Source organism: Paraburkholderia sp. 31.1 (assembly GCF_014397645.1).
In the GTDB taxonomy this organism is placed as follows: domain Bacteria; phylum Pseudomonadota; class Gammaproteobacteria; order Burkholderiales; family Burkholderiaceae; genus Paraburkholderia; species Paraburkholderia tuberum.
The window spans coordinates 1-15,238 of the sequence record NZ_VZQN01000027.1; the positions used below are offsets into that span (position 1 = coordinate 1).

At 64.0% G+C, this 15,238-nt stretch carries 13 protein-coding genes and 1 tRNA gene; 6 read left to right on the forward strand and 8 right to left on the reverse strand.

Annotation, left to right across the window (positions count from 1 at the left end; genetic code table 11):
- Window positions 1-173: 173 nt before the first annotated feature.
- The 6 genes from F6X37_RS21100 to cysS all read right to left on the reverse strand — a co-directional run bounded on the left by F6X37_RS21100 (window position 174) and on the right by cysS (window position 7,297).
- Window positions 174-267: transfer RNA gene (locus F6X37_RS21100), tRNA-Ser, on the reverse strand.
- 180 nt (window positions 268-447) lie between these two features.
- Window positions 448-1,698, reverse strand: coding sequence for an aspartate kinase (locus tag F6X37_RS21105; RefSeq protein WP_090800687.1), 1,251 nt, complete (start codon window positions 1,696-1,698; stop codon window positions 448-450).
- A 415-nt stretch (window positions 1,699-2,113) separates the two neighbouring features.
- On the reverse strand, window positions 2,114-3,589 hold the full coding sequence (tilS, locus tag F6X37_RS21110) for a tRNA lysidine(34) synthetase TilS (protein ID WP_187612643.1): 1,476 nt from the start codon (window positions 3,587-3,589) through the stop codon (window positions 2,114-2,116).
- A gap of 53 nt (window positions 3,590-3,642) precedes the next feature.
- Window positions 3,643-4,614, reverse strand: a complete 972-nt coding sequence (locus tag F6X37_RS21115; protein ID WP_187612644.1) for an acetyl-CoA carboxylase carboxyltransferase subunit alpha — start codon at window positions 4,612-4,614, stop codon at window positions 3,643-3,645.
- Window positions 4,615-4,742: 128 nt separating this feature from the next.
- On the reverse strand, window positions 4,743-5,852 hold the full coding sequence (locus tag F6X37_RS21120) for a DNA-3-methyladenine glycosylase family protein (RefSeq protein ID WP_187612645.1): 1,110 nt from the start codon (window positions 5,850-5,852) through the stop codon (window positions 4,743-4,745).
- Window positions 5,853-5,899: 47 nt separating this feature from the next.
- Window positions 5,900-7,297: a cysteine--tRNA ligase gene (gene cysS, locus F6X37_RS21125; protein ID WP_184057267.1), complete on the reverse strand. Its 1,398-nt coding sequence runs from the start codon at window positions 7,295-7,297 to the stop codon at window positions 5,900-5,902.
- A gap of 251 nt (window positions 7,298-7,548) precedes the next feature.
- On the opposite strand from cysS, the gene F6X37_RS21130 reads away from it, so the two are divergent.
- The 4 genes from F6X37_RS21130 to F6X37_RS21145 all read left to right on the forward strand — a co-directional run bounded on the left by F6X37_RS21130 (window position 7,549) and on the right by F6X37_RS21145 (window position 10,454).
- Window positions 7,549-8,340: a tetratricopeptide repeat protein gene (locus F6X37_RS21130; protein ID WP_187612646.1), complete on the forward strand. Its 792-nt coding sequence runs from the start codon at window positions 7,549-7,551 to the stop codon at window positions 8,338-8,340.
- Window positions 8,341-8,390: 50 nt separating this feature from the next.
- Window positions 8,391-8,972, forward strand: a complete 582-nt coding sequence (locus F6X37_RS21135) for a peptidylprolyl isomerase (RefSeq protein ID WP_090800696.1) — start codon at window positions 8,391-8,393, stop codon at window positions 8,970-8,972.
- 126 nt (window positions 8,973-9,098) lie between these two features.
- A complete protein-coding gene (locus F6X37_RS21140) occupies window positions 9,099-9,593 on the forward strand; it encodes a peptidylprolyl isomerase (protein ID WP_187612647.1) in 495 nt (164 codons plus the stop codon).
- Window positions 9,594-9,656: 63 nt separating this feature from the next.
- A complete protein-coding gene (locus tag F6X37_RS21145; protein WP_090800699.1) occupies window positions 9,657-10,454 on the forward strand; it encodes a UDP-2,3-diacylglucosamine diphosphatase in 798 nt (265 codons plus the stop codon).
- Window positions 10,455-10,499: 45 nt separating this feature from the next.
- On the opposite strand, the gene cysE is transcribed toward F6X37_RS21145, so the two are convergent.
- Both cysE and F6X37_RS21155 read right to left on the reverse strand, forming a co-directional pair.
- Window positions 10,500-11,336, reverse strand: a complete 837-nt coding sequence (gene cysE / locus F6X37_RS21150) for a serine O-acetyltransferase (protein WP_187612648.1) — start codon at window positions 11,334-11,336, stop codon at window positions 10,500-10,502.
- A 255-nt stretch (window positions 11,337-11,591) separates the two neighbouring features.
- Window positions 11,592-12,422 (reverse strand): RNA methyltransferase, encoded by an 831-nt coding sequence (locus F6X37_RS21155; RefSeq protein ID WP_090800702.1) that lies wholly within the window; start codon window positions 12,420-12,422, stop codon window positions 11,592-11,594.
- A 407-nt stretch (window positions 12,423-12,829) separates the two neighbouring features.
- Between F6X37_RS21155 and F6X37_RS21160 the strand changes: the two genes are divergently transcribed.
- Both F6X37_RS21160 and lplT read left to right on the forward strand, forming a co-directional pair.
- Window positions 12,830-13,633, forward strand: a complete 804-nt coding sequence (locus tag F6X37_RS21160; RefSeq protein WP_090805360.1) for an inositol monophosphatase family protein — start codon at window positions 12,830-12,832, stop codon at window positions 13,631-13,633.
- Window positions 13,634-13,846: 213 nt separating this feature from the next.
- Window positions 13,847-15,145, forward strand: coding sequence for a lysophospholipid transporter LplT (gene lplT, locus F6X37_RS21165; RefSeq protein WP_187612649.1), 1,299 nt, complete (start codon window positions 13,847-13,849; stop codon window positions 15,143-15,145).
- Window positions 15,146-15,238 lie beyond the last annotated feature (93 nt).

Genomic DNA, 15,238 nt, shown 5'->3' on the forward strand with positions numbered 1-15,238 from the left:
CTTTGCTACGCGCTTCTTTCAGACCCCGCCTCACGACGACGCCCTTGCGCTTCGCTAATCCTTCACCACCATCAGGCTGGATAGGGGACTTTCACCCCCGAGCTGTTGAGCATGCTCGGCACACAACAAAAACCCCGCAGAGCCTAGACTCTGCGGGGTTTCGCCACCATTGCTGGCGGAGACGGAGGGATTCGAACCCTCGATCCAGGTTTTGGCCCAGATGCTCCCTTAGCAGGGGAGTGCCTTCGACCTCTCGGCCACGTCTCCCAAACTTTCGGTCGCACAGGGAGTCAGTGCGACGAAGCCAAGATCATAGCGGGCCGGGCCGATAAGGTCAATGTCTGACGAACATTATTTGTGCCAACGTGGCGTCTCATCACGCAATTCATTCACATGAACGCCACAAAACAAACGGGACGCTCCAGAGCGCCCCGTTTTTCCCGCCACTTATGCCTGATCGAGTTCGAAGGCCTTATGCAGCGCGCGTACCGCGAGCTCCATGTACTTTTCGTCGATCAACACCGAAATCTTGATCTCCGAGGTCGAGATCATCTGAATGTTGATGCCCTCTTCCGACAGCGTGCGGAACATCTTGCTGGCGATGCCGACGTGCGAGCGCATCCCGACGCCGACCACCGACACCTTCGACACCTTCGGGTCGCCCAGCACCTGCTCGGCCTGGACGTGCGCCTTTACCGTGCCGGTGAGGATTTCCATTGCACGCGCATAGTCGCCGCGGCCAACCGTGAACGTGAATGCCGTCTTGCCCTCGACGCTCTGGTTCTGGATGATCATGTCGACATCGATATTCGCGTCCGCCACCGGGCCGAGAATCTGATACGCGATGCCCGGCTTGTCGGGCACGCCCATCACGGCGATGCGAGCTTCGTCGCGCTGGAACGCGATACCCGAGATGACTGCTTTTTCCATGGTCTCGTCTTCTTCAAAAGTAATCAGGGTGCCCGACTTCATTTCTTCGTCGAGTGGCATCAGCGGATCGGTCAGGCTCGACAGCACGCGCGTTTTCACCTGATATTTGCCGGCGAATTCCACCGAGCGGATCTGCAGCACCTTCGAACCCAGGCTGGCCATTTCCAGCATTTCTTCGAACGTCACGCGGTCGAGCCGGCGCGCTTCTTCAACGACGCGCGGGTCCGTCGTGTACACACCGTCGACGTCCGTGTAGATCAGGCACTCGTCGGCCTTCAGCGCGGCCGCGACCGCGACTGCCGACGTGTCCGAGCCGCCGCGGCCGAGCGTCGTGATGTGGCCGTCCGGGTCAATGCCCTGGAAGCCGGTGATCACGACCACCTTGCCGGCTGCGAGGTCTTGCATGACGCGCTCGCCGTCGATGTCGCTGATGCGCGCTTTCGTAAACGCGCTATCGGTCTTGACCGGCACCTGCCAGCCTGCGTAGCTGACCGCTTCGACGCCGGCTTCCTGCAGCGCGATCGCGAGCAGACCCGAGCTGACCTGCTCGCCGGTGGCGGCGATCATGTCGAGTTCACGCGGGCTCGGTTGAGTCGTGATTTCTTTCGCGAGGCCAAGCAGGCGATTGGTTTCGCCGGACATTGCCGACGGCACGACGACCATCTGATGGCCGGCCTTGTGCCATTTCGCGACGCGCCTGGCGACGTTCTTGATGCGCTCGACCGAGCCCATCGAGGTGCCGCCGTATTTATGTACGATGAGTGCCATTGTCGTTCTGAACTGGAAGAGAAACCGCGCTGGCGCGCTGGAGACGACCGCACAGAAAGCACAGGGGCGCAACGTCTCGTGAACGGCGGCAAAGTGTGTGGCGGCGTAGATGCAGCACGCGTGCAGCACGCGCGGATTTGCCCGGGATGAAATCGCAAATGGCTGATCGGAATTGAACGGCGACGACGGATCACGCACGCCTGCCGACACTAACGACCGATAGCGACAAAAGCGACGGCGAAATCGGGTCGGGCAAACAAGCTAAAGTACCTGATTAGGCGCAAAAAGACAAGACGCAACGAGCGCTCAAATGCGGCGAATCAGGCCTGCAATGGCCTGTTTTATCGTTGATTTGCGCCCTGTTTCACGCTTTCGACATCTGCACGCACGGCTTGCGCGACTGTCCGACCGGCGCTCAGGCGATCAGCAGATCCTCGCGCCAGACGATTTTCACGCACGCTTCGCGCTCCGGAGATGCGTCACGCACAGTCCCGCGATTCACGCCGATCAGCGGCACGAACAGCAGTTCATCGCCAACGTAAAGCAATGGCACGTCGCGCTTCCATGCGGGAATGCCGCGCTCCTGAAACAGGTTCTTCAGCGTGCGGCTGGGCGTGTTCGGCACACCGACGCGCATGCGTTCTCCGCCGCGGCGCGCCCGCACGCTTAGAGAGGCTCGTTGCAGGACGCTGACGGGAACCATGTCGCATGCTTCGTTACGTGGCGCTGCGTGCGTTGCGTCGGCTACGTCGGAAGCAGCGGCTGCATCCACCATCGCGAACACGAACGTGCCGCGCCATTGCGGCAAATGCCAGATCTCTTGCCCTTGCCACGCGAGTTCACTGATCTCGCGCTCGACGAGCGCGGTTTCGTCGGCGGGTTCGCTGCTATCGCCGGCTTCCCAGTAGACGAGGCCGCGATAGCTGCGCAACGCATGCCCCGCATGATCGATGCGCAGCCGATGTCCGTCCTGCCCCGCTGCCACTTCGCGCAACTGCCGCAGTGCATCCGCGACACGCGCGCTCGATGCCGCGACGAAGCCGAGCGTACGCATCCAGTAGCGCAGCAGATTCAGCGCGCGATCGTCGTCGAGAGCGAGCAGCACGTCGTGCGCGAGGGCGCGTCCTTCATCGCGCGACGCGCTTTCCATATCGGCGCGCGCGAGCGTGTCGAGCAATCGCTGCGCCGATGCCGAATGCGCGGCCGTGCGCGCGAGCGCATCGCGAAAGCCCGGGAAGTGCACCGCGAGCACCGGCATCACCTGAAGACGCAAGGCGTTGCGCGCATAACGCGTGTCCGCGTTCGATTCGTCGTCGATCCAGCGCAGCTTGCGCGCGCTCGCATAGTGTTCGAGCTGCGCGCGCAGCAGATGCAAAAGCGGCCGCACACGTGTCGTCGACGCACCTGTCGGCAGCGTGCCGGGCGCCATCGCCGCGAGACCCGCGAGCCCCGCGCCGCGCAGCAGTTGCAGCAGCACGGTCTCGGCCTGATCGTCCGCATGCTGCGCGAGCCATAGCGTGCCAATGCCGTGCGTCGCGCACATCGCTTCGAGCGCGCGATAACGCGCGTCGCGTGCCGCGGCCTCGATGCTCAGGCCCGGCGCGCGCGAAACATCCACGCGTCGCGCGTCGAATTCGACGCCACGTTCGCGCGCGAAAGCCTCGCAGTGCGCGAGCCACGTATCGGCATGTGGACTCAAACCATGATGCACGTGCAGCGCGATACAGCGCGACGCACCCGCGATGCGCACCGCCGCATCGAGGAGCACGCTCGAATCGACGCCGCCGCTGAACGCGACCGCAATGCGCGCGTTCGAATCGAGCCCGGACAGCGCGGCGCCGAGCGCCTCGATCACGAGGCGCTCGGCGGATGAGTCGGCGGTGGTGGTCACGTCGTTAGCGCGGAAAGCGCCGGTGGACGAAAGAGACAGGCCAACGCGCGGGCTTATGCGCCCGGCGTCGTTTCCTTGAATTTGCCGTACGCCATCAGCCGTTGGAAACGGCGTTCGCGCAGGTCGTTGGTGCTCATACCCTGGAACTGGCGCAGCGAATCGGCGAGCGCACGGCGCAGCATCGCCGCCATGCCCTTCGGATCGCGATGCGCGCCGCCGAGCGGCTCGTTGACGATCTTGTCGATCAGACCGAGCGCCTTCAGACGATGCGCGGTCAGGCCAAGCGCCTCCGCTGCTTCCGGTGCCTTGGCGGCACTTTTCCACAGGATCGATGCGCAGCCTTCCGGCGAGATCACCGAGTAGGTCGAGAACTGCAACATCAGCACGCTGTCGCCCACCGCGATAGCGAGTGCGCCGCCCGAGCCGCCCTCGCCGATGATCGTCGCGATCAGCGGCGTCTTCAGCTCGGCCATCACGTACAGATTGCGGCCGATCGCTTCGGACTGGCCCCGCTCTTCCGCGCCGATGCCCGGGTACGCGCCCGGCGTGTCGATGAACGTGAAGATCGGCAGGCCGAACTTCTCGGCGAGGCGCATCAGCCGCTCGGCCTTGCGATAGCCTTCCGGACGCGGCATGCCGAAGTTGCGCAGCGCGCGCTCCTTGGTGTCGCGGCCCTTCTGATGACCGATCACCATGCACGCCTGGCCGTTGAACCGCGCGAGACCGCCGACGATCGACAGATCGTCCGCGAAGTTGCGGTCGCCATGCAGTTCATGGAAGTCGGTGAACAGCTCGCTTACGTAATCGAACGTGTACGGACGCTGCGGATGACGGGCGATTTGCGAAACCTGCCACGGTGTGAGGTTCGCATACAGATCTTTGGTGAGCTGCTGGCTCTTCTTGGACAGCCGCTCGATCTCTTCCGAAATATCGACGGCCGAGTCGTCCTGCACGAAGCGCAATTCTTCGATCTTCGCTTCGAGTTCAGCGATCGGCTGTTCGAAATCCAGAAACGTGGTCTTCATTGGTTGTAATCCTTGGACTTACCGGGCAGCGCGTATTCTAACCGCGTGCGCCGATGTCAAAACCATTTCTCAACTATCGATATCATATACGCGATAGTCTTTGAAACGGCTTCGTTTCCTGTTCTTCTTTAGTAGTCGACCGGTAACGGATCGAGACTACGCCACATGTACCAGGTCGCCACCGTGCGCCACGGCTCCCAGTTCGCGGCAACCTCGCGCGCTTCGCTGCGCGTGACGGGTTCGCCGCTGAAATAGTTGACGCTGATCGCGCGGATCAGGCCGAGGTCGTCGAGCGGTAGCACATCGGGACGCGACAGGTTGAAAATCAGGAACATCTCCGCGGTCCAGCGGCCGATGCCGCGAATCTGCGTGAGTTCGGCGATCACCGCCTCGTCGTCCATCGACGTCCACTTGCCGACGTGCAACGCGCCCGACACCAAATGCCTCGCGAGATCGAGCACGTACTCGGCCTTGCGTTTCGACAAACCGCACGCGGTCAGCTTCTCGAGACCGAGCTTGATGAACTGCTGCGGCACGAGCTTCGGACACGCGACTTCGACCCTCGCCCACACGGCCTGCGCCGAGGCGACCGAGATCTGCTGGCCGACCACCGAGCGCGCAAGCGTGACGAAAGGATCGCCACGACTCAGCAAATGCACGGGGCCGAACTTCGGAATCAGCTTCTTCAAAATGCGATCGCGCTTGACGAGATCCGCGCACGCCTTGTCCCAATACGCGGGACGCGTGACTTCAGGCGCGAGACCGCCGATCTGCACCGGCACCGCGACTTCGTTCGCGAGCGATGCGACACCGGCCGCTTCGCCGCCCGCGCTGGCCGTGCTCGCCGAGGTGGCCGATACGCGCGTCTTGCGCACGACTTCGCCCGCGTTCTTGTCGCGCGCGAGTTCCTGCACGTCGCCGGCGAGCTCGGCCGCGAGTTTGGCCGGCAACGCACCGTTGCCCTTCGCACGCGACGCCGTTTTCGCGCGTTTCGCAGGCGCGTGCGCAGCTTCAGTGCCCGCGCCATTGAGCGAGCGTTTGGCCGCGCTCTTCTTTGCCGCGGCCGAGTCGGCTTTCGCCGCCGCCCCGCCCGCTTTCGAGGGCGCTTTGTCTACCGCGCCGCCGCCCGCACGAGTCGACTGAGCTGCGGCAGCCGATGCTGCGGCAGCCGATGCCGCGGCTGCCGCACTGGTTTGAGACGCCGCGCGTTTAGCCGGCGTCTTCGTGGCCGTTGCCATCCTGCCTCCTGCCTGGCGAGTCGTTCAGAGGGAAGTACGAGGTGCGCTCACACGCGCCGCCACTCGGTCAACCCGCCGGGTTTGTCTTCAAGGGCAACGCCGGCATCGAGCAATTCGGCCCGGATCCGGTCTGCTGCCGCATAGTCCTTTGCCTGCTTGGCGGCGATGCGCGCGGCGATCTTCGCTTCGATCGCGACGGGCTCGAGCGCGCCTTCGGCTGCAGCACCCGCTGCCTGCTGCAGGTATGCACGCGGTTCGCGTCCGAGCAGCCCGAGCACCGCGCCAAGCGCGCGCAATTGACGGGCCAGCGCGGGGTCGCGCGTGCGGTTCACTTCGGTGGCCAGCTCGAACAGCACCGACACGGCCACCGGCGTGTTGAAGTCGTCGTTCATTGCCGCCTGGAAACGCTGCGCGTGCGCTTCGTTCCAGTCGAGCACGGCGCTATCGGGCGTCACGTCTTTCAACGCCGTGTACAAACGCGCGAGTGCATTGCGCGCGTCGTCGATATGTACGTCGCTGTAGTTCAACGGCGAGCGGTAATGCGCGCGCGCGATGAAGAAACGCACCACCTCTGCATCGTACTGCGCGAGCACTTCGCGAATCGTAAAAAAATTGTTCAACGACTTCGACATCTTCTCATTGTCGATCTGTACGTAGCCGTTGTGCATCCAGTAATTGACGAATGTTTGTCCGGTCGCGGCCTCACTTTGCGCGATCTCGTTTTCGTGGTGCGGAAACTGCAGATCCTGGCCGCCACCGTGAATGTCGAACTGTTCACCGAGCAGCGTGCAGCCCATCGCCGAGCACTCGATGTGCCAGCCGGGACGACCGCGCCCGTACTTCGAATCCCAGCCGCTGTCGGCCGGTTCCTCGGGCTTCGCCTGCTTCCACAGCACGAAGTCGAGCGGGTCCTGTTTGGCGTCGTTGGCCGCCACGCGTTCGCCAGCGCGCAGGTCTTCGAGCGACTTGCCCGATAGCTTGCCGTAGCCTGCGAATTTGCGTACCGCGTAGTTGACGTCGCCGTCGCTCGCCTGGTAGGCGTAGCCGTTTTTCTCGAGCGTCTCGATCATGCCGAGCATCTGCGGAATGAAGTCGGTCGCGCGCGGCTCGATATCCGGACGCTCGATGCCGAGCGCGTCCGCGTCTTCATGCAGCGCGGCGATGAAGCGATCGGTCAGCGATTTGATGGTTTCACCGTTCTCGACTGCGCGCTTGATGATCTTGTCGTCGATATCGGTAATGTTGCGCACGTAAGTCACGTTGTAGCCAAGCGCACGCAACCAGCGCTGCACGATGTCGAACACGACCATCACGCGCGCATGACCGACGTGACAATAGTCGTACACGGTCATCCCGCAGACGTACATCCGCACGACACCTTCGCGCAGCGGCACGAAAGTCTGTTTGTCACGCGCGAGCGTGTTGTAAATGCGCAGAGATTCCATAGAGAGCGGTGCGTGGGCCGAAAGAATTCCGCATTGTGCTTCATGCGCGCCACGACCCGCGAAACGAACAGGATAACGGGGTGCATCGCATACAGCTGAAACCGGCGCACCTCGTGCGGCGATCAGGCTGCAGACGAGGCTGCGAACCGGGCGGAGACGGCCACGAGTGGCGAAAAGACAGTCGGCGGTTCGACGGAACGCGCAGACCTTTTGTTAGAATGGCTCGGAGTATAACATCCAGACCTGAGCCTATGAAACACTCCAGCGGCCGCGCGCACAGCGCTGCGACCCTCGCCGCGACTGCGTTTGGCAACGTTGTCGGTGGCGTTACTTTCGAAGCGGCGCGTGCCCTCGCGTGGCGCGTCACCGTCCTTGCCGCACTTGCCGCGGTGCCGGTCGCGAGCGCTTATGCGCAGAAGACCGCGGTGATGCCGCAAGGCCCCGCCGTGCGTGACAATACGCCGGAAATCGACGCGTCGATCGCGCAGAAAAACTGGCAAGCCGCGCTGACCCAACTCGATGCGCGCGTCGCCGCGAATCCGCGCGACGCACAAGCGAAGTTCAAACGCGCAAACGTGCTCGTGCATCTGAATCGCGACGACGAAGCGATCACGGCGTTCACCGAACTCACGCAGCTGTATCCCGAGTTGCCCGAGCCGTACAACAACCTCGCCACACTCTTCGCGAGACAAGGCCGTCTGACCGAAGCGCGCGCGGCGCTCGAGATGGCCACCCAGGTCAATCCGAACTACGGCCTCGCGTTCGAGAACCTCGGTGACCTCTATCTGCGCCTCGCCGATGCCGCGTACCGTCGCGCGGAGAGCCTCGGCAAGGCGAGCCCGAGGACCGCGCAGCGTCTCGCGGATATCCAGAAGGTCGTGTCGCCGGCAACGCCCGCTGCCGCGGCGTCGCAGCCTGCCGCCGAGCAGACGACCGTGCCCGCCGCGCACCCCACGTCGAACATCACGGACAGCCCGAGCTTCCAGTTCGGCGGCCCGAATGGCTCGCTCGCCATGCCGCCGTACATGGCGCCGTCGCGCTGAGCGCCGGGCTCGTTGCCTGCCGCAAGTTTTCTCCAACCCCGAGGACTTTCATGAAATGGTTGATGTTGGCGCTCGGCAGCGCCGCCCTGATCGCAAACGCACCCGCCTTTGCGCAGTCCGGTTCGCAGGCCGCTCATCCTTCCGTGCTGCTGAAGACGTCGGAGGGTGACATCCGCGTCGAGCTGTATCCCGAGAAAGCGCCAAAGACGGTCGCCAATTTCCTCGACTACGTGAAAGCCGGCCAATATAGCGGCACGATCTTCCATCGCGTGATTCCGGGCTTCATGATCCAGGGCGGCGGCTACACGCAGAGCTTCGTCGAGAAGCCGACGCGCGCGCCGATTCCGCTCGAAAGCCGCACCGGTCTGAAGAACACCGCTGGCACGATCGCGATGGCGCGTACCAGCGACCCGAATTCGGCCACCGCGCAGTTCTTCATCAACACGGTGGACAATGCCAATCTCGACTACCCGAATCCGGACGGCAACGGCTACGCGGTATTCGGCAAGGTCACGAGCGGCATGGACGTCGTGAAACGCATCGAAGCCACGCCCACCACCACGCGCGGCCCGATGAGCGATGTGCCGCAGAAGCCGATCGTGATCCAGTCGGCGACGGTGGTGAGCAAGTAAAAGCGAACGGGCAAGCGAACCCGCGCGGCCGAAGCCCGGCCCCAACCAACGCCCCGGCGCGGCCGGTCGTCAGCACATGACGACGCGCCGCGCCTTTTATCCACCTGTTCATCAAAGGATTCCATCATGGTTGAACTGCATACGAACCACGGCCTCATCAAACTCGAGCTGAATGCCGAAAAGGCGCCGAAGTCGGTCGAGAACTTCCTGAACTACGTGAAGGCCGGCCACTACGACAACACGGTGTTTCACCGCGTGATCGACGGCTTCATGATCCAGGGCGGCGGCTTCGAACCCGGCATGAAGCGGAAGCCGACGGCCGAGCCGATCACCAACGAGGCGAACAACGGTCTGAAGAACGAGAACGGCTCGATCGCGATGGCGCGTACCAACGACCCTCATTCGGCGACCGCGCAATTCTTCATCAACGTGAACGACAACGACTTCCTGAACCACTCGTCGCCGACGCCGCAAGGCTGGGGCTATGCGGTGTTCGGCAAGGTCGTCGAAGGCATGGACGTGGTCGAGAAGATCAAGAAGGTCAAGACCGGTTCGAAGGGCTTCCATCAGGACGTGCCGGTCGATGATGTCGTGATCGAAAAAGCTGTCGTCGTCGGCTAAACCGTGAGTGAGTCGCGCCTCATGCGGGCGTCGACTCCTTTGAACTGAAATCAGGCACCTTCAATGCTGCAAGAGACGCCGCTGCGAAGCGTCGCCGCGGGCGTGCCAGGCGAGGGCCAACGCCCGCACGCCGCGCGCCCTTTTTTCTTCCTCTCCGATCTGCATCTGAGCGAGGCGATTCCGCGCACGGTCGCCGCGTTCGAGCATTTCATCCGCGTGAGCGCGGAAGCGGCCGACTCGGTGTTCATCCTCGGCGACCTGTTCGAGTACTGGGTCGGCGACGACATGCTGAGCGAGCCGTTCGTCGCCCATATTGCGGCGCTGCTGCACACGCTGTCCGAGCGCGGCATCGCGCTTTACATCATGCACGGCAACCGCGACTTTCTGCTGGGCAAGCGCTTCATGAAAGCGGCCGGCGCGATCTGGCTGCCCGATCCGTTCGTGATTACCGCGTTCGGCACGCGCATTGCGCTCGCCCATGGCGATGGTCTGTGCACCGCGGATCGCGGCTATCAGTTGTTCAGGTGTTTCGCGCGCAATCGACTCGCGCAGATTCTGTTTCTCGCGTGGCCGTTTCGTTGGCGTCGCAAGCTCGCCGAGAACATGCGCTCGAAGAGCGAGCATGGCCGCACGCGGCCGATGCCGATCAAGTATGACGTGACCCCGCAAGGTGTCGCCGCGCTGTTCAGGAAATCGAAGACCGCGACGATCATTCATGGGCATACCCATCTGCCCGCGCGGCATCGCGAGCCGGGCGGCACGCGCTGGGTTCTGCCCGACTGGGATCTCGATCACGGCGAGCGCCGGGGCGGCTATCTGAAGATCGATGCCGACGGGATTCGAGCGTTGCCGCTGGATTGACCTCGTGGGTACGGCGTGCGCTTCGCGCTGCCGAGGCGCCGATACCTAGCGCTCCCCCGCCAGCCCCTCCACCTTCCCCGCGATCGCCGCCGATAGCCGCCGCAAATCGAGCAACGCCGCATCCGCGCCTTGCAGACCTTCGAGGCTCGTGCCGAGCCGCTCGAGCGCATCGACGATTTCATCGATACGTCGCGCCTGAGTAGCCGCATGGTCGATCAGACCGTGAATTGCGAGCGAAACCGGATCGTCCGCGTTGGGCGTGATGCCGTATGCGCAAAACGCGCTGATTTCGCTGCCGCGCTTCGCGTCACGCGCGGCGTCGTTCGCATTCGGGTTCGCACCGTTCGCACCGTTCGCAGCCGCCGCGGCCGGCACGATGATCCGCGCCGGATTGCCGAGCGCAGTGCCACGCGCGGGCACCGGCTTCGTCACGACCGCGTTCGATCCGATCTTCGCGTCCGCGCCGACGGTGAAGCCGCCGAGCACCTTCGCGCCCGCACCGACGATCACACCACGCTCGAGCGTCGGATGCCGCTTCGCGCCGCGCGTGAGCGACGTGCCACCGAGCGTCACCCCCTGGTAGATCGTGCAGTCGTCGCCGATCTGCGCGGTCTCGCCGATCACGACGCCCATGCCGTGATCGATGAACACGCGCCGCCCGACGCTCGCGCCCGGATGAATCTCGATGCCGGTCATGAAGCGCGCCATCTGGGACACGAAACGCGCGAGCCAGCGGCGCTTCGCGCGCCAGCACGCGTGAGCGATCCGATGCAGCACGAGCGCGTGCAGCCCCGGATAACACGTGAGCACTTCCCATGCGCTGCGGGCGGCGGGATCGCGCTCGCGGATGGTGGCAACATCTTCGCGAAGTCTCGTGAACATGGCAGGGACTGTATTGTTGGGGGAAAACCGTCTGCGTGAGCGAATCCGCGCGGTTTGCGCATGCGCGGGACTCTGCATTTCGCGCCATAGCTAATGGCATCGCTGCCGCTTAGCACGGCGGCAGCTTTGCTTCTAACGTTTCGTGGATTGTAGGGCGATTGTGCGAAACCTGCCGGAAGTCCCCGTCACTTGCAAGGTTGTCGTCAGACGAAGGCGGCGCATCAGGTGCGCCGTCACGGGCTGGTCAACGGACCGTCAGCCGGTCCGCCTGGTCTTGAGCAGGATGTGCTTGGCGATGCCGCGCACGATGTTGACCTCCTCGCGCTCGAGGCCCGAGCGCGCGAAGAGCCGCCGCAGCCGTGACATCAGCTTCTTCGGATTGGCCGGATCGAGAAACTCGAGCGCGACCAGTGCGCTTTCCAGATGCGCGAACATGCTCTCGATCTCGTCGCTGGCCGCCATCTGCGCGCGTGGAGCGGCGGATTCGGCCGGCGCCGCGTGTGCTCCCGCGGTGGGTGCGCCGTCGCTCGCTTCGTCGGCGCCGAGGTACGCGGTGCGTAGCTCGTAGGCGAGCACCTGCACCGCCTGCGCGAGATTGAGCGAGCTATAGGCCGGATTGGCCGGAATATGCGCGATCGCGCTGCATCGCTCGACGTCCTCGTTCGACAAGCCCGTGCGCTCGTTGCCGAACACCAGCGCGATCTCGCCGTGCATCGCCTCTGCGTGCGCGGCGGCGGCAGCCGCACGCGGCGTCCATTGCGGCGGACCGTATTCGCGCAGCCGCGCGGTTAGCGCAATCGACCAGTGCACGCCAGTCAGTGCATCGGCGAGCGACGGCACCACGTGCACGGAGGCGAGTACGTCATCGGCGCCGCTCGCCATCGCGATCGCTTCGGGGTCGTTCTGCACGTTCGGCACGCGCGGCGACACGAGCACGAGCCGCGAAAAGCCCATGGTTTTCAGCGCGCGCGCCGCGGCGCCGACATTGCCCGGATGGCTGGGCTCGACCAGCACGAAACGCGTCGACGTGAAGCCGCCGCGCAAATCGGCCACGGCGGGGTCGGAGGAATGGTGGGTGTGATCCACGATGAAACTCGGCTGGCTAGGACTCAAGACGCGTATGGTAGCGCCAACGGGCACTTATGCCGAATCAGGCGCACGCGCGAGCCACGCGCGCAGACGAGGGCGCAGCATCTGACCGGCACCGGCGGGCGCCTGTGCGGTACATCAGCCGCACGTGAGCGAGCATGCGCGAGGGCGCCCGGACTCAGGTAAAATACCGCTTTTCGCGTCCGGCGCCGACGTTTGCTGAAGCTTGCGTCGAACCGGTCGCACCGTTCTTATTCAATTCGTCTCCGTCGACGGAATGCTCTCCGGTTTGATAGCCGGTCTGCCGTTCCGTGCTGTTTTTGCGTCGTTGCGGCGCCCGTCAGCGCAGTTTCGCGCTTATTTACCGGCCGGCAGCCGTGCTGCCCCGGCACAAGGATCAGTTTATGCATCCCATGCTCAATATCGCTGTGAAGGCCGCGCGCCGCGCAGCTCAGATCATCAACCGCGCATCGCTCGATCTCGACCTGATTCAGGTCAGCAAAAAGCAGCACAACGATTTCGTCACGGAGGTCGACAAAGCGTCCGAGGCGGCGATCATCGAAACGCTGAAGACCGCTTATCCCGATCACGCCATCCTCGCCGAAGAGTCGGGCAAGTCGGACCACGATTCCGAATACCAGTGGATCATCGATCCGCTCGACGGCACCACCAACTTCATCCACGGCTTCCCTTACTACTGCGTGTCGATCGCGCTCGCGCACAAGGGCGTCGTCACGCAGGCCGTCGTCTACGATCCGACCCGCAACGATCTGTTCACCGCATCGCGCGGCCGTGGCGCGTTTCTCAACGATCGCCGCATCCGCGTCGCCAAGCGTGACCGCCTGGCCGACTGCCTGATCGGCACCGGCTTTCCGTTCCGCGCGCAGGACAGCCTCGAATCGTACGGCCGTCAGTTCGCCGAGATGACCGAAGCCTGCGCCGGCCTGCGCCGTCCGGGCGCCGCCGCGCTCGATCTGGCCAACGTCGCGGCCGGCCACATGGACGGCTTCTTCGAGCAGGGCCTGAACGCATGGGACGTCGCGGCGGGCAGCCTGCTGATCACCGAAGCCGGCGGCCTGGTCGGCAACTACACCGGTGATTCGGAGTTCCTGCACGTCGGCGAAGTCGTCGCGGGCAACCCGAAGGTCTACGCGCAGATGATTCCGATCCTGTCGCGCTACAGCCGCACGCGTCAGCAGTCGGCGTAAGGTGCGCCGCCGCGGCCGGTCCGCGGCAACGCATAACGGTTGCAGAGAAAAGCGGCTTCGGCCGCTTTTCTGTTGGCGGCGCTCCAGTGTCCGGAGCGTCGTGCTAAAAAGCGGAAAGTTATTCGGGGCGGTACTCCGCCGGGACCATTCCCTGCTCCATGCCGCTTTGACCCTGCCCGACTTTCGCCCCGGGCGCAGCCTCCAATCTGCCCCATGAAAAAAGGCTTCCATACGATCATCGCGGCACAGTTCATTTCGTCGCTGGCCGACAATGCGCTGTTGATCGCCGCCATCGCCCTGCTTTCCGTGATGCGCTCGGCCGCGTGGGTTACGCCGCTGCTGCAGATTTTTTTCACGATCTCGTACGTGATGCTCGCGCCGTTCGTCGGCGCGTTCGCCGATTCGATGCAGAAGCGTCACGTGATGTTCATCTCCAACGCGCTGAAAGCGAGCGGCTGCCTGATGATGATTCTGGGCGTTCATCCGATGATCGCCTACGGCGTAGTCGGCTTCGGCGCAGCCGCGTATTCGCCCGCCAAGTACGGCATCCTCACCGAGCTGCTGCCCGCCGAAAAGCTCGTGCAGGCGAACGCGTGGCTCGAATCGGCGACGGTGCTGTCGACGATCGCCGGCACGATGCTCGGCGGTGCGCTGATCAGCACCGTCTTCGAGCATTTCGTCACGCGTGCGCATATGCCGCTGATCCGCTCGGCCGCCGATCTCGCGATGGGCGCGGTCATGCTCACCTACGCGATCGCCGCCGCGATCAACATCTTCATTCCGGACACTGGCGCGCGCTATCCGAACCGGCTGACCGAGCCGAATAAGCTGGTCGGCGATTTCCATCACTGCTTCCGGGTGCTGTGGGCCGACAAGCTCGCGCAGATCGCGCTGTGGGTGACCACGCTGATGTGGGGCGCCGCCGTGACGATGCAGTTGCTGGTGCTCAAATGGGCGAACGTGAACCTCGGGCTGTCGTTGTCGAAGGCGGCGGTGATGCAAGGCGTGACCGGCTTCGGCATCGCGATCGGCGCGGCGGGCGCGGCCGCGCTGATTCCATTGCGCCACTCGCTGAAGGTGTTGCCGGTCGGCGTGCTGACGGGCGCGGTGGCGATCGCGATGGCCTTCTACAACAAGGACCTGTTCCCGGCGGGCGCGGGCCTGCGCTTCGGCACGCACGTCGCGCCCTACTACATTCTGCTGGCCTATCCGCTGATGATCGTGCTCGGTGCGTTGTCGGGCTTTTTCATCGTGCCGATGAATGCGATCCTGCAGCATCGCGGCGCGACGCTGCTGTCGGCCGGTCACTCGATCGCTGTGCAGAATTTCAACCAGAACCTCGCGGTGCTGCTGATGCTCGGCGTGTACGCGCTGCTGCTCACGGCGAAGATGCCCGCACAGTGGATCATCGTCGTGTTCGGCACCTTCATCACGCTGCTGATGTGGCTCGCGAAACGCCGCAGCGCGGCGAACGAACGCAGGGTGGACATGCGGGCGATGATCAAGGAATGAATGCACCACGGTGCTCCAGCAAAGACAGCGCGAGGCTCGGCTCGACGGCCGTAACCCGCCGCGACGGCGTGCAACCCCCGCTTTGATCGAATA